This is a genomic window from Nitrobacter vulgaris, from assembly GCF_031453995.1.
Taxonomy (GTDB): domain Bacteria; phylum Pseudomonadota; class Alphaproteobacteria; order Rhizobiales; family Xanthobacteraceae; genus Nitrobacter; species Nitrobacter vulgaris.
Map to the genome: position 1 here is coordinate 1 of NZ_JAVDPZ010000057.1, position 13,135 is coordinate 13,135.

Genomic DNA, 13,135 nt, shown 5'->3' on the forward strand with positions numbered 1-13,135 from the left:
TACCGCGCATCTGCGCCTCGGTGAGCAGAAACAAATCGGACATCACGGGCGTCTCCCAGCAACGCCAATGAATCAGCCGGAACGCCTCTCCGCAAAAAAATTAATGGGTCCTGAGCCTAGGTTGGACCAGCAAGTCCATAGTCCTATCTAGGGCATCGGTGCGGGATGCTCGAGCTCACCGCCCGAGGCGGCGGGCAGGAGCGCGCCATGCTCCGAACCAGTCAGACGAGGCTGTCGTCCCCAATGCTGCGGAACTCATTGGTCTCCAGATCGAGCGCGTAGAGCGAACCCTCGGCGATGCCGAAATAGGCTCCATGCAAGCGAAGGTGCCCCCTCTCTACGGATTTCTGCACGAAGGGAAAGGTCATCAGGTTCTCGATGCTGCGGAATACCGCCGCCTTTTCGATGCGGGTGGCGAATTCTTTCATCGTCTCCCGTTCGCGCTGTTCGACGACCTCGTCGGGCTTGATGAGCGTTGCCATCCACCGGCCGATGAAGTCGCCGGACGACAGCGGCGCGGCCTTGTTGATGATAGCGCTGATGCCGCCGCATTGCGCGTGACCGAGGATCACGATGTGCTTCACCTTGAGCACTTCCACCCCGAATTCCAGCGCAGCCGAGATACCATGGGCGTTGGCGTCGGGCTGATAGACGGGCACCAGGTTGGCAATGTTGCGCACGACGAACAGTTCGCCGGGCTTGGCATCGAAAATCACCTCCGGCGAAACGCGCGAATCGCAGCAGCCGACCACCATCGTCTCAGGCGACTGCCCTCGTTCTGACAGCGCGCGATAGCGTGATTGCTCGATCGGTAGCCGTTGTGTGATGAAGGCGCGATAGCCGTCGATCAGGCGTTGCGGGAAAGCGCTCATGTCGCACCAACAAGAGCGGCACCCGCAAATAGAAACATCGGGAATATCAGCCTCAACAGAACGTCGGGAATTCCTTCCTTCGTATCAAGTCCATATTCGGGTCCGAATGCAGAATCTTCGTCCTGACCAGACAGGACATGGATCGTGATATTGTCCTCGCGACAAAACTGGCCTTGGCCAAAATGTAAAAAAACAAATGCCATCGTTGCGCCGACCATCAGGACCAGTCCGACTATTATAACGCGCTGAGCGTCGTTCACAACATTAGCCTCCCGTCCGTCGCCAGTACCTTGCCGACTTCGGCGTTCGGCTGACAGGTCAGGAAGCCATAGACCTCTGCTGTGCATGTCCAGTTGGTCCAGATGCCGGCGAATGTGAGCATCGGACGCGTCTCGTTGATCGCAAACCAGACGGCTACCTTCTTGCCATCGATCGTGTCGTATTCGGAAAACGATCTGAACGGCACGAGGCACCGTTTTCAGGGCCAAACCATCGCTGCCAATGCATGCTCGAGGTGTTGCGGATGTTCGTTACATCGCTGTCAGGGTCTGATCGCAGCAGCCGCCTGAAAGACAGGCTTTCCGTTGGCTTCTAACTTTGCCGCGCGCTCTACCTCCATGACGATCTCGCGCTCGCCGGGCGCGTTACGCACGATCGGGGCAGGGTAGTCGGGGAAGATACCGGGCAAGGATGGCAGGTTGCCGACTCGGCTTTTTCATCGCCCCGCGATAGCCGACGGATCGCGTCGACGTTCTTCGTCATCGAATAGAGATTGCACATTCCTACCGCGGGACAGGGCCGCAGCCACCGGGCGAGAGCGAGGCGCGCCGCTTCGGAGAGTAAGTCATGCTCAGGTCGCATTCGCCGAGGGCGATGCCTGTTCCTCGAAGAGGCGGTGCAATATGTCCCGGTCAAGATGGAGACGACCGCCTGCGGCTTCGAAATTCTTGCCCCAATCTATGAGCATCGTCAGACAGGCGTGATCGATATAGGTAAGTCGGCCCAGATGGATGTGCGCGTCATAACCTGGCGGAATCTCTTCCAACGCACCCGCGAATCTCGGGAGGCGGATGAACGTCGCGGCGCCGTCCAGAAACATATGTACGAACCGTGAAGTGTCATTCTTTTCGACCCGAATGGCGAGATGAGAGAAAGTGTAAACAAGCCTGGCCAGCGACACGCCGACGCCAAGCAAGATGCCTGTGAGGAGGTCAAATCCGACGACGCCTGCGAAGGTGACGCCGAAGACGAGGGTTTCGATACGATCCTGCCGCCAGAGGTCTTTGGCGAAATCCACTTTCACGAGCTTCGCCCCGGTGTAGACGAGGATGGCGGCGAGAGCGGCGACGGGAATCATGCTGAGGAGTTGCGGCAGCAACAGCACGAAGAGCAGTATCCAGGCGCCATGCAGGAAACTCGAAAGGCGTGTGCGCGCGCCCGCCATAACGTTGGCGGAGGTGCGCACGATCACGCCGGTGACCGGCAGGACGTTCAGGAGGCCACACAGGATATTGCCGGTCCCCTGCGCGATAAGTTCGCGGTTGTAACCCGTGCGCACGGCATGGCGCTGGAGGGAGTCTGCGGCCGTGGCGGTAAGCAGCGATTCGGCGCTGGCGACGAAGGCGAGGGACAGACCGGCGAGCCACACGCCGATGTCGCGCAGGGCGTCAAGATCGGCAAGGCGTGGCGCGCGCGCCGCGTCGAGCAGCCGCTCCGGCACAGGCACGTACCTCACGTCGAGATCGAATGAGGACGTCGCCGCCGTGGCGGCGACGACGCCAAGAAGCGCGGCCGGCACGAGCCTTAGCGCTTTTGGGGCAAGGGCCGCCCATAGAGAGAGGATCGCAATCGTGAGGAGGCCGATGACGGCGGCGGGCCGATGCGCTGGTTCGGTGACGCCTTTGAAAACTGCTGCCGGAATGAGCCACAGATTGAGGATGCCGCCAAACTCCTTGCCGGTGCCGGGCGGAATGTCGTCGACCATGACGTGAAACTGCGAGGCGAAGATCAGCACGCCGATGCCCGCGAGCATTCCCTGAATGAGCGCCGGCGACACGGCGCGGAATACAGGACCCAGCCGAAAGAGCCCCGCAACAATCTGAACAAGCCCGCCGATCATCACGATGATCCCGAGAGTCTCGAATCCATATTTCTGAATGAAATCGACGACCATTACTGTGAGGCCAGCGGCGGGGCCGCTCACCTGCAAGGGACTGCCCGAGAGCGGTCCGACGACAAGGCCGCCAATGATCGCCGTCACCAAGCCCACGGAAACGGCCTTTTCCATGGGCACGCCGGAGGCGATCGCAATGCCCATCGAAAGCGGCAGCGCCACAAGGAAAACGACGGCGGATGCGAAAACGTCATGCCAGATAAATCGCGCAATCGGCACCTTCAACAGAAGCATGAAAGTCTCCTTCTCGACCCTGAAAATTGTAGAAGTAGTGAGAGAACCTCGCCCACCACTCTGGTGGCGCCGAACGCTGGGTTCCATGCTTGAATTCTTTTACGGAGCCTAATGGCGCAATGGTCTACATGTCCACGCTGCTCAACGGCCAGCTTGCAAGGAGAGCGCGGAAAGCCTTGGCCCGGGCAGAGCTTCGGGCCATTTGCATTCTAGGTTGCCGCTAGTGACCGGGTGGCAGGAGAGTCGTCCCTTGTGGATTGTCATGGGCGAATTGCGTTCATGGAACCATGAGCATCTTTTACGTGCGGAATTCCGACGATAACCAGCGGCTCCGTCTCTTCCGGTTTCTAGTCGCTGAATACGCCGGCGAGGCCGAGGACGTTTGGCCGCGTTACCGGTGCGAACCTGAACATGAGAGGCGTTCGAGGAGTTCACCAGCCGCATAGGCTTAGCGAGATTGCTGCTCTGGTGGTGCGGACCGGCCAACGGTACGTCAGCGAAACTTTGCGTGGGTGGCCATTTACCGGAAACGTATCAGAAGCACCAACCGTTCGCGGCTTCGACCGCGTTAGCCGGCTTTGGTCAGGTCGTCGTAAGGATAGATGATTCTGTGGTTTGGGGTGACCGCGCATCCGACGGCTGAATGGATCGCCAATCAACTGACGGAGGCGTGTGGCTGGGAGCAGGCCCCTCGTGACCTGATCCGGGACCGCGATGGAGCTTATGGCGAGATATTTATCCGCCGCGTTCAATCCATCGGCATTCGAGATCGTCCGACATCTCCTCGCTCACCGTGGCAAAATGCGTATGCTGAACGGCTGATCGGATCGATCCGCAGGGAATGCGTTGATCATATCGTGGTATTCGGCGAACGCCATCTGCGTCACGTGCTGCTCTCGTACATGAGCTACTACAACGGCACGCGCACCCATTTGTCATTGAACAAGGACGCGCCGAAATCACGCACGGCTCAGAGAAGGGCGTATTCTTCGCCTTCCAATCCTGGGCGGGCTGCATCACCAATATATTCGGATTTGATTTGCGACAGGCACAGCCATAAGCAAGCGCATCATAGTTCCGAAGGCGCACAGAGCCGCATTCGGCCAGAAAGATGTGGAGGAGAACTACGAATGTTTGTCAGGAAACACTCCTCCTTCACAATATGGCTGTTCCTCGCACCGCTTATCGCCCTCTCGGCCATTTCCATACCAGGGCCCGCGATTGGACAGCGAGCCGAACAGCGAAGCTTACCGAGCAGCCAAGCAATCCCAAGCCCGTCGGGCGAGCTCCTTATCCAGCTGGAGAGTGTCTACAGCCAATGCACGCCGACCTCGTCGCAAATCTCCCGATAAGTATATGGCGGCAGACCGTTGATGACCCGGCGGGCAAGGAGAGGCCATGCGGTCTGCGCCCGCCTGAAATGGTCAATGCGCATGGCTTGTCGACTTCCGTGTCAAACGACGCTGGCTTATATGTTGACGCGGCTCATTTGCGAACCGCTGACGCGCATCCGCTCGTTGAAGGACGGGGCCGAACCTAATACAAGGGAAGCGCACTGAGCTGTAAGACTGCTTATTCCCCCTCCACCTTCGCCGCTCTGCGCAGCATTGCAAGCGCGATACCCAAGGTAGCCGCATCAATGTTTACTGAGTGTACAGCATAGACTGGGAAAGAGAATTGAGGTGCGTCGGGGACCAGATAGAGTTCTCCCGACACTAAAAGGGACTGAACCGCATGCTTTCTGAAGTAACCAGAGCCCCCCTCAAGTAGAAGATAATTAAGAGCCAGCGAACCAAGATTGACCACCAACCCGTGGGTCGCATCGGGAAAACTTGCCGCATGATGAAGAGAAAAGTCTGCTCCCCAATCGACGTGAACGTAGCGAGGATTGTTTGTGTGATATGATGCGAGGTCGGTTGTTACCAGTACGAGCTCTTCCTCTTCAACAAGTTGATCTCTAACCATGGTCGATGCTGGGGGGCATACACGACCGCAATGTCCACGAGTCCGGCTGCCACGTGTGCGATTAGATCGCGAGGAACGTCGACATGAACACGAAGCGCTATATCCGGATGTGAGTGCCGCATCCTTCTGACCCAATCGACAAGAAGCGGCTCCCACAGGCTAACCTCGCTGCCAATTGTCAAAACGACACGATGACCTTCGGGGACTGCCACTTGCTGTTTTGCGCGCTGCCATAGTTGTACGAAGGCCGGCGCGAAGCGCAGGAATTGCTCGCCCGCTGGGGGAAGGCTTGCACCACCCTTATTTCGAATGAAAAGCGGCCGTCCGAGCTGTTGCTCGAGGAGGCGCACGCGTGCGCTAACCGTCGTTTGTGCGACATGCAGCCGATCGGCCGCCTTGATGAAGCTTCCCGTGCCGACGATCTCGATAAAGGTCCTGGCGAGCTCGATATCCATTTTTTCATAGCATAAACATTGAGGACAAAAGTCAAAGAAATTCGTCTTTGTTGTTGGGCTGTTCCAATGGCCAGATTAGGCGAGAAACTGTAACGTTTGCAGCTCGAAATTATGAGTGAGGAGGATTGCACGATCCACGTTCAGGTTAAGCGGGCCTATGAGAAGCCTTCGTTGGATGACGGCATTCGCATCCTCGTGGATCGGCTTTGGCCACGCGGGCTCACAAAAAAAGCGGCCGCTGTTGATCGATGGGCCAAGGAGGTCGCGCCCAGTACCCAATTGCGAACATGGTTTGCGCACGATCCCGAGCGCTGGATGGAATTCCGCCGGCGCTACACCGCAGAACTTCAGGAAAAGTCTGAAATGCTCGGGGAGATTCGGGGACTCGCGCGCGAGAACCCTATTACGTTAGTGTATGCGGCCCGTGACGAGGCGCACAATGGTGCAGTCGTCCTCCGAGAGGTTCTCATCGGCAAGTGGCCCCTTCGTTGGTACTTGCGCTCGCGGTGACCAGAGTGACAGCAATGGTTTTGCAGTGAACTGGCATTTTTACTCGTTTGTCTGCGTTTATTGGGAGACGTATCTTGTCGACGAAGCTGTGCATGGCTTCGCGCCGCAAGGTGCGGAACGAGCGCACACCAAGATAAGTTAGGACAAGATAATGCTTTCCCTTTTGAAGGCCCGAAAGATCGTGGATCAGGCAATCTGGCGAGCTCGCGAACTTGGCATCAACATTAGCGTGGCGGTGTGTGACAACACCGGCCGCCTTATCGCATTAAACCAAATGGATCGATCTCGCGGGTGGGAGGCGGACCGCTGCTCCATAGGAAAGGCGGTTGCTGCAGCGGTTAGCGGTCTTCCCAGTGATCGATTGATGGAACGGATTCAGAGGCATGGATTGAGGCCGATCTCTTACGTCGTTCCGCCTCGGGGCCAACGCGGTGGACTTCCTGTCTTTCAAAGGGGTGTTGTTCAGGGGGGTGTGGCGTCAGTGGAGCCGCTACAGCAGAGCAGGACGAGGAGTGCGCAAGAGCCGGCATCGCGGCGATCCAGGAAACGATGACGGAACCAGCTCTTGTGCCTGGGCGGACCAACCTGCTCATTGAGAGCGGGGAATCCAAATGAGATCGGGAAATAACATGAGGCCGAGCGTCGGTTCGCTGGCCAGAAAGTTTGAGGGTCGGTTGGCGGAGCAGTCAGCACGAGGCGCCCAAATACTTTCGAGTATAGGAGAGGCGAATATCGGAATTGCGCATGACTTGAGAAATATCCTCGCGTTAATCGATTCGTGTTTAGGATTGGCAGAGCAGAACATAGGCGACCCGGACAAGATACGTGCTTTCATTGGGGGCGCGCGGGAGGGAGTCGATCGCGGATTGCGACTGACATCCGAACTTCTCACCGTTGCGCGCCAAAACGAGCTTCCTGTTTCCGCGGCGGACGTGAACGAGCTACTCGCCAATTTGGAGTTGCTGCTGCAATACGCCAGTGGTTCATCGGTCCGCATCGACTTCCAATTTTCTCCCAATCTACCAAAATGCTTTTTAGATCCACCGCAATTCGCGGTCGCGATTTTGAATCTCGTCATTAACGCACGTGATGCTATGCCGAACGGAGGCGTAATTGAGGTCACGACCACCAGCCTGGATCGAGAAGCAGATAACGGTGAAGGAGGGGTCGCAGCAGCCTATGTCCGCGTTCGGGTGAAGGACAACGGCTTGGGTATGACCAATGACATAATGAAGAACATATTTGAGCCGTTCTTTACCACCAAAGGTAGAACGGGACTGGCTTAGGCATTCCTCAAGTTTGTGCCTTCATTCGTCAGATTGGCGGACGCTTGTATGTTGATAGCAACGTGGGTCATGGCACCGCCTTCGACCTCTGTTTTGCCCGCAATTGAAGCGAAGAAAAATGTACCTCAATTGGAGGCCTGCTGACATAGTTGGGCCTTTTGGCTCAAACTGCATTACTGCGCATATCCGTTATCTCTTTGCGTCTGAGAGGCGAGCTCTCCGTCACGAGACCCTCGCAGGCTACGAATGCACCGCTCATAACCTATGTTCAATCGGCTGACCCATCAGAAAATCGCGGGCGTCGTCCTGGACGTCGTGCCGCGGCTCGTCGCCAATGGCGCGTAAGTTGTGATCCACGGCAGGATCCGGGGACAGTGAATGCTGGCGATGATTTCGGCTTTGCTAGCGTTTGCCAAAGCGACGCCTGATGACGCGGAAGAAAACTCGATGTTAGTTTATCACGACGGCCAGGCTTGGAAGCGTCTTCAACGCCGAGCTATGCTGCGGGACCTCAGTTGGAAACGATCGGCACAACGGTACTTGAAGCTTGATGCCGCTCTTCTAGGTCGAACACGACGTCGGATTGACGAGCGATCGCCAACGCCTGACGATTGTTCGCCCCTGCGAAAGACCCGCCCCGGGATGGTGCGGCAGTCGGTGGGCTACCAACTTAGAACGGAGATGACGCGATGAAACCGACAAAGGCGCTTCACGATCTAGGTCAAAGCTTGTGGCTCGACAACATCAGCCGCGATTTTCTGAACAACCGCATCTTGTAACAGTACATTGACGAGTTCGCGGTGACGGGACTAACATCGAACCCCACGATTTTCGATCATGCGATCAAAAACAGCACGACCTATGACGCCGATATTTCCAGGAATGCATTGTCGACGAAAGGAACGGAGGAGGTTTTCTTCGACTTGGCATTGGAAGATCTGACCAGGGCTGCCGAACTGTTCCAACCTGTCTTCGCCCGGACAAACGGGATCGATGGTTGGGTGTCGCTTGAGGTTTCGCCTCTCTTAGCCCATGACACCGGCAGCACTCTTAAGGCGGCGTGTGATCTTCACCGGCGTGGCGGCAAGCCCAACTTGTTCATCAAGATTCCTGGAACTGCGGAAGGGCTACCTGCCATTGAGGCGGCTATCTTTGCTGGCGTCCCGATCAACGTCACGCTGCTTTTTTCTTGGGAGCAATATGTCGCGACGGCCGACGCCTATCTACGCGGCGTCGAGCGGCGAATTGCTGCGGGACTGAACCCGGCGGTCGCCTCGGTCGCCTCGCTCTTTGTCAGTCGCTGGGACATCGCGGTCGCCGGCAAGGTTCCGGGCGAGCTAGCCAACCGGCTCGGCATAGCGGTCGCCCAGCGGACCTACAAGGCTTATCGAGAGTTGCTCGCATCCCCGCGCTTCCTGCGCGCAGCGAACGCGGGTGCGCTGCCGCAGCGCCTGCTATGGGCCAGTACCGGCACCAAGGATCCGCGCGCCTCCGATATCCTTTACATCAAAGCACTCGCGGCACCTTTCACGATTAACACAATACCCGACGCTACGCTCGAAGCCTTCGACGACCACGGCGAGGTTGACACCACGCTCGCTCCTGACGGGGGCAACTGCGAGAGAGCTCTCACTGACTTCGTAAGGGCCGGTATCGATATCGGCGCGCTCGCCATTAAGCTGCAGAACGATGGCGCTAAGTCCTTTGTCAAGTCTTGGAAGGATCTGATGGGTCGTATCGAATCCAAGAGCGCGGCGATCCGAAAAGCGAGCTGAAGCAGTCAGCAACAACAACGTCCCTTACGCCTGACTCTATGAGAGAGCGTCGCTGGCATTCCAGCTTTAGGCATCTCAACTCCGTCAAACAAAGCGGTGCCTCCGTCGATGGCCGGCTCGTCGATATCAAAGATATCTGCTTGGTCTTGCGTGCGAATGCATCTGCCCAGCCTATGGCAGAACGATGGCCAAGAAGGGCGATGTGCAGACGCATCATTTTGTACGTGGCGGTGACAAAGTAGGCCACGGGGCGCCGGCTTAATGCGGGCGCGGGCGGAGAAAAAACCGTCCAGTGGCTCTCTTTTTGGGGGTCGGCCCGCAATGTGCCTTGAGGGCATCGCCGAGCATCAGCGACGCGAGGATGGCTGTCACTCACCGGCAACAACTGCTATTCATGTGCGGCAGGAGAATCATCTATGACTGCACGAGTGCTGTCCATCACTGCCATTGCCATTTGGTTTGTTACCATTGCCGTCGCCGCATTCTTCTTCGTTCGCGGTCAGACGCAAGTGGCGCCCGACGGACGCACGACTGTTCTGCTGGGATCGGATGAGCGCAATCTCGTGCTCTCCGAAATGCGCAGTATGCTTGAGACCGTGCAGATTGTCGTCGAGGGGGTGAAGGAAGGCGACATGAAGCAGGTTGCGCAGGCGGCGCGCGCGAGCGGTATGGCAACGGCCGCCGACGTCAATCCGGCACTGATGGCCAAGTTGCCACTCGAGTTCAAGCAGCTAGGGCTCAGCGTCCATAAGCGCTTCGATGAGATTGCTACCGCAGCCGACTCGGGTACGAGCCGCGAGCAGGTGCTAGCGACACTCAGCACGCAGCTGTCGGCCTGTGTCGCCTGCCATGCGAGCTATCGCTTCGACGCGGTGACGCCGGCGGCGAAGTGAGTGAGGACAAAGAAACAAGCCTGAGGGTTTTGCTGCACTGAATGCGGCGCGCAGTCGCGGCAGCGAATATTGTTCGTATGACTATCAGCGGCTCTTGAAAGCGCACGGCATCATCCCGTAACGAGCGGCAAGGGCAATTGCTACGATCACGATTGGCGCCGATCGTGACTCCACTCCGACCGGCTTTTTTTGATTGTCTTTATGGCGTTACTGTTGGCACCTGCAGCGATCTGACCTCTGTGCCGATTCACAGCCGAAGCTACGAAATGTCAGAGTGCTCATGCCGCGATCCGCAAAGCGGAGCAGTTGTCCCGAGTTGCAGGAAATGTTGGTGCGGTTGCATTCAGCCGCGCTGGAGATCCGGCCTTAGCAAATCTTAGCGAAATTCGAATCTGGATTTGCTGGGCTGCGTCACACTTACGGGATCGGATGCCGGAAATGAGTCGATCAAGCCTTCTTCCAACTGTTGATCGATACGTCGGTTATTTGCCCTATCGATATCCGTCACGCTCATGGCGAAATCCTTGTTTACACGTTTAATCTGCCACTGAACATACTCAATGATATCGCCGAACTCAGCTTCGATATCGTTGGCTGATATGCCCTCCGTTTTAGCCATCTCAAGGCACTTACAAACAAGCGCCTTAGCAAGCCTGGTATCCCCCTTCGCCTGATAACCCTCGGCGTGGATGTGAGACTGGACCCAAAGGTCAACGAATGTACGAACCTTGTCGCCCAAGGTGCCCTCCATCCGTTAGTAGGCAAGCAAGCGTGAAGCGCGCCGCTGTCGCCCATCCATGCTAGTCGTTGAGATTGATCTCAAGGATTCCGGCCTCGGGTGATCGAAAACAACAGAACCGCAGCGCGCTACCATCCGAGGTCGATCGGAACACCACTTGATCATCACCGTGCCACTGGCTCAACTCCGCCACCAAATCCTCGACCGTTAGCGGCCTCTCGATATCTGGTGCGTTCCTGATTGGGGGGACACCGCCTGGGCACACTTCATTATTGCGATTCATGATCAAACAACTCCGGTAAATCTCAGCCGCGACTATGCTACCCGTCAGCCGGGCAAACCTATCGTAGGCTGAAGCAGTTTCCCGCGGCAGAAGGCGTTAAGGAGTGTCAGGTCTCCAACTACCATTAACTCACGACAATGGAGACGTATATTGCACGCCGCGTCAATTCTTCGTGCTGATGCCACACACTGCTGACAAAAGGAGCAGCTTTATCCGTTTTGTAAGCAGCAGACACCAGCGCGCTAATGCCAACCAATGTTCCGATGACTAGAATTGTTGCTACAACTATCTTCATGTCACCTCATCTTTCATGGCCACCTCTTTCCCTTTGATCACTGAGAGGGCCGGAACTTTCCGGAGAAGACAAAGAATCGTGAGCAGTAACGACGTATCCTCGATTCCCCTGAGCGAGTGCGGAACGCCCCCTTCGAGATACACCCATTGACCTGCCGAAAGTTCAAGTGACGTTTCAGGCAAGCCGAGCAGAGCCGACCTTCCAGGCAATGCAGCGTGATGGGACCATCAACTTGGTGCGCCTTGATATCCGTGCCAGCGTGAACGATGAGGCGCACGACCTCGAACGCTTCCGATTTTACGACGGCGGTTGTCCGCGCGTCCTTCAGCTTCGGACTCAATGGTGCGAGATCAAAAACTTCTTCGGGGCTGGCGTAGTGCATGGCCATTGCACTCGTCTCCCTCCGCATGAGCAGGTCACAGGTGACCGACCTCGATATTGACCTATATTTTAAGTCACTGAAGTAAAGGCCAAGGCGGCAATCATCCCTCCAAAAGTTAGAACAACCCCGGCGACAAGCATTGGCACAAGGCTCGCACTGGAACGCGGATCAGCCTGCCTGTTGGCGAAGTCTTCGGCGTCCTTTTGCAATTCGGCTGCTTTTTGAACTTGATCAACGGTATTCATTGAGAACCTTTCTCAGCCCCTCGTTAGTTTGGTTGGTGTACAGAACCAAAATCAAGCTACCGTTCCATCTTCGTGAAGTGAGCAGAGCGACCCGGTACCTACTGGTACTCGTACCGGATCACGGAGTTTGCGGCGAAGGAAGGGACTAGGACCCTCGCCACGAGTCAAATCTACACCTCTAAAAAGAAATATCAAGGATATATCTTTACGCCCTGACCAGCCGTAATCGCCACGAACTTTTACGCTTCATCATGGACCCACAGGTTCGCGGCAAATGATGATGACTCGCGTTGGTTTGCGCCGGTGGCTATCTGCTACACCGCGACAGTAACAAATTAGGAGCGAAGTTTTGTCCAAAAAGAAAGCGGCAGTTCGCCGCGACTGGACGAACGACGACGATCGCACTCTCAAGGCACTCGCGAAGCAAAGGCTGGCGTAGCCAAGATCGCTAAAAAGCTAAAGCGAACTCCCGGTGCAACGGCAGCGAAGGCGTGCGCCTTAGGTATTTCTCTGAGCACAACGTAGTGCAGCACATCTACCGCGCACCAGTATGTCCATGGTCGCGCGGTATGATGTCCCCCATCGTGCGGTCAGCTGTGTCTCGCCTGGTGCAGAACAATCTCTTCCTGCGTTCGCAAATCGTGGCCGGATTTTATTCCGCCGGTGACACTTCGGCAAACGCCATTTGTGTCACGTGCTGCTCTCGTAAATGAGCTACTACAGTGGCTCGCGCACCCATTTGTCATTGAACAAGGACGCGCCGATGTCACGGACCACCGAGACAGCATTTTCTGCCATCCGATCCTGGACGGACTGCACCATCAATATGTCCGGATTTGATTTGCGGTAGGCACAGTCTTGTCATCGAGCAGTCGCACCTTCCGGCAAAGAAGACGCTCGACCCAACGACCAGTTCGGTATTGTTTCGTTGCTCTAGCACTACTTTGGCAGATTTATTAGATGGATCGTCTCAACAGGATTCTCGAATCACGTTTTCAATGATTCATGGGTGGTCGGCTTTTTGGAGA

14 protein-coding genes and 2 pseudogenes are annotated in these 13,135 nt (G+C 56.6%); 7 read left to right on the plus strand and 9 right to left on the minus strand.

Annotated features, from left to right (window positions below; all coding sequences use genetic code 11):
* Nucleotides 1–221 precede the first annotated feature (221 nt).
* The 4 genes and pseudogenes from GGQ85_RS19640 to GGQ85_RS19655 form a co-directional block, all read right to left on the minus strand.
* The gene (locus GGQ85_RS19640) at nt 222–872 is read right to left on the minus strand and encodes a carbonic anhydrase (protein ID WP_309775935.1); all 651 of its coding nucleotides are present in this window, start codon (nt 870–872) and stop codon (nt 222–224) included.
* Nucleotides 869–1,090, minus strand: coding sequence for a hypothetical protein (locus GGQ85_RS19645; RefSeq protein WP_309775936.1), 222 nt, complete (start codon nt 1,088–1,090; stop codon nt 869–871). Before GGQ85_RS19645 ends, GGQ85_RS19640 begins: the two co-directional genes overlap by 4 nt.
* A gap of 68 nt (nt 1,091–1,158) precedes the next feature.
* Nucleotides 1,159–1,652: pseudogene (locus GGQ85_RS20985) on the minus strand (SOS response-associated peptidase family protein); the annotation flags it as partial.
* 70 nt (nt 1,653–1,722) lie between these two features.
* Complete coding sequence (locus GGQ85_RS19655) at nt 1,723–3,279, minus strand: SulP family inorganic anion transporter (RefSeq protein WP_309775938.1); 1,557 nt, start codon at nt 3,277–3,279, stop codon at nt 1,723–1,725.
* Nucleotides 3,280–3,881: 602 nt separating this feature from the next.
* Between GGQ85_RS19655 and GGQ85_RS19660 the strand changes: the two genes are divergently transcribed.
* Nucleotides 3,882–4,631: an integrase core domain-containing protein gene (locus tag GGQ85_RS19660; RefSeq protein WP_244553454.1), complete on the plus strand. Its 750-nt coding sequence runs from the start codon at nt 3,882–3,884 to the stop codon at nt 4,629–4,631.
* On the opposite strand, the gene GGQ85_RS19665 is transcribed toward GGQ85_RS19660, so the two are convergent.
* A complete protein-coding gene (locus tag GGQ85_RS19665; RefSeq protein WP_274533952.1) occupies nt 4,589–4,714 on the minus strand; it encodes a hypothetical protein in 126 nt (41 codons plus the stop codon). The genes GGQ85_RS19660 and GGQ85_RS19665 overlap by 43 nt on opposite strands.
* 484 nt (nt 4,715–5,198) lie before the next feature.
* Nucleotides 5,199–5,699: a LysR family transcriptional regulator gene (locus tag GGQ85_RS19670; protein WP_309775939.1), complete on the minus strand. Its 501-nt coding sequence runs from the start codon at nt 5,697–5,699 to the stop codon at nt 5,199–5,201.
* Between the two features lie 111 nt (nt 5,700–5,810).
* On the opposite strand from GGQ85_RS19670, the gene GGQ85_RS19675 reads away from it, so the two are divergent.
* From GGQ85_RS19675 to GGQ85_RS20995, 6 genes and pseudogenes are all read left to right on the plus strand, one after another.
* On the plus strand, nt 5,811–6,209 hold the full coding sequence (locus tag GGQ85_RS19675) for a DUF488 domain-containing protein (protein ID WP_309775940.1): 399 nt from the start codon (nt 5,811–5,813) through the stop codon (nt 6,207–6,209).
* 151 nt (nt 6,210–6,360) lie between these two features.
* Entirely contained in the window at nt 6,361–6,762 is a 402-nt protein-coding gene (locus tag GGQ85_RS20990) for a GlcG/HbpS family heme-binding protein (RefSeq protein ID WP_374708933.1), read from the plus strand.
* 76 nt (nt 6,763–6,838) lie between these two features.
* The gene (locus GGQ85_RS19680; RefSeq protein ID WP_309775941.1) at nt 6,839–7,495 is read left to right on the plus strand and encodes an ATP-binding protein; all 657 of its coding nucleotides are present in this window, start codon (nt 6,839–6,841) and stop codon (nt 7,493–7,495) included.
* Nucleotides 7,496–8,280: 785 nt separating this feature from the next.
* Nucleotides 8,281–9,270 (plus strand): transaldolase, encoded by a 990-nt coding sequence (locus tag GGQ85_RS19685; protein WP_309775942.1) that lies wholly within the window; start codon nt 8,281–8,283, stop codon nt 9,268–9,270.
* 416 nt (nt 9,271–9,686) lie between these two features.
* Entirely contained in the window at nt 9,687–10,163 is a 477-nt protein-coding gene (locus GGQ85_RS19690) for a hypothetical protein (RefSeq protein ID WP_079446487.1), read from the plus strand.
* Nucleotides 10,164–10,173: 10 nt separating this feature from the next.
* Nucleotides 10,174–10,313, plus strand: a pseudogene (locus tag GGQ85_RS20995) (IS3 family transposase); the annotation flags it as partial.
* Between the two features lie 226 nt (nt 10,314–10,539).
* On the opposite strand, the gene GGQ85_RS19695 reads toward GGQ85_RS20995, so the two are convergent.
* From GGQ85_RS19695 to GGQ85_RS19705, 3 genes are all read right to left on the minus strand, one after another.
* On the minus strand, nt 10,540–10,902 hold the full coding sequence (locus GGQ85_RS19695; protein ID WP_139372861.1) for a DUF768 domain-containing protein: 363 nt from the start codon (nt 10,900–10,902) through the stop codon (nt 10,540–10,542).
* Between the two features lie 407 nt (nt 10,903–11,309).
* Nucleotides 11,310–11,480 carry a hypothetical protein gene (locus tag GGQ85_RS19700; protein WP_158081511.1) on the minus strand — a complete coding sequence of 57 codons (171 nt, stop codon included), beginning with the start codon at nt 11,478–11,480 and terminating at the stop codon, nt 11,310–11,312.
* Nucleotides 11,481–11,930: 450 nt separating this feature from the next.
* The gene (locus tag GGQ85_RS19705) at nt 11,931–12,107 is read right to left on the minus strand and encodes a hypothetical protein (RefSeq protein WP_173816079.1); all 177 of its coding nucleotides are present in this window, start codon (nt 12,105–12,107) and stop codon (nt 11,931–11,933) included.
* Nucleotides 12,108–13,135: the final 1,028 nt, after the last annotated feature.

Excerpts from the sequence above, each read along its gene's own strand:
- GGQ85_RS19640 (WP_309775935.1), bottom strand. The coding sequence starts at position 872 with ATGAGCGCTTTCCCGCAACGCCTGATCGACGGCTATCGCGCCTTCATC.
- GGQ85_RS19645 (WP_309775936.1), bottom strand. The coding sequence starts at position 1,090 with ATGGTCGGCGCAACGATGGCATTTGTTTTTTTACATTTTGGCCAAGGC.
- GGQ85_RS19655 (WP_309775938.1), bottom strand. The coding sequence starts at position 3,279 with ATGCTTCTGTTGAAGGTGCCGATTGCGCGATTTATCTGGCATGACGTT.
- GGQ85_RS19660 (WP_244553454.1), top strand. The coding sequence starts at position 3,882 with ATGATTCTGTGGTTTGGGGTGACCGCGCATCCGACGGCTGAATGGATC.
- GGQ85_RS19665 (WP_274533952.1), bottom strand. The coding sequence starts at position 4,714 with ATGCGCATTGACCATTTCAGGCGGGCGCAGACCGCATGGCCTCTCCTT.
- GGQ85_RS19670 (WP_309775939.1), bottom strand. The coding sequence starts at position 5,699 with ATGGATATCGAGCTCGCCAGGACCTTTATCGAGATCGTCGGCACGGGA.
- GGQ85_RS19675 (WP_309775940.1), top strand. The coding sequence starts at position 5,811 with ATGAGTGAGGAGGATTGCACGATCCACGTTCAGGTTAAGCGGGCCTAT.
- GGQ85_RS20990 (WP_374708933.1), top strand. The coding sequence starts at position 6,361 with ATGCTTTCCCTTTTGAAGGCCCGAAAGATCGTGGATCAGGCAATCTGG.
- GGQ85_RS19680 (WP_309775941.1), top strand. The coding sequence starts at position 6,839 with ATGAGGCCGAGCGTCGGTTCGCTGGCCAGAAAGTTTGAGGGTCGGTTG.
- GGQ85_RS19690 (WP_079446487.1), top strand. The coding sequence starts at position 9,687 with ATGACTGCACGAGTGCTGTCCATCACTGCCATTGCCATTTGGTTTGTT.
- GGQ85_RS19700 (WP_158081511.1), bottom strand. The coding sequence starts at position 11,480 with ATGAAGATAGTTGTAGCAACAATTCTAGTCATCGGAACATTGGTTGGC.
- GGQ85_RS19705 (WP_173816079.1), bottom strand. The coding sequence starts at position 12,107 with ATGAATACCGTTGATCAAGTTCAAAAAGCAGCCGAATTGCAAAAGGAC.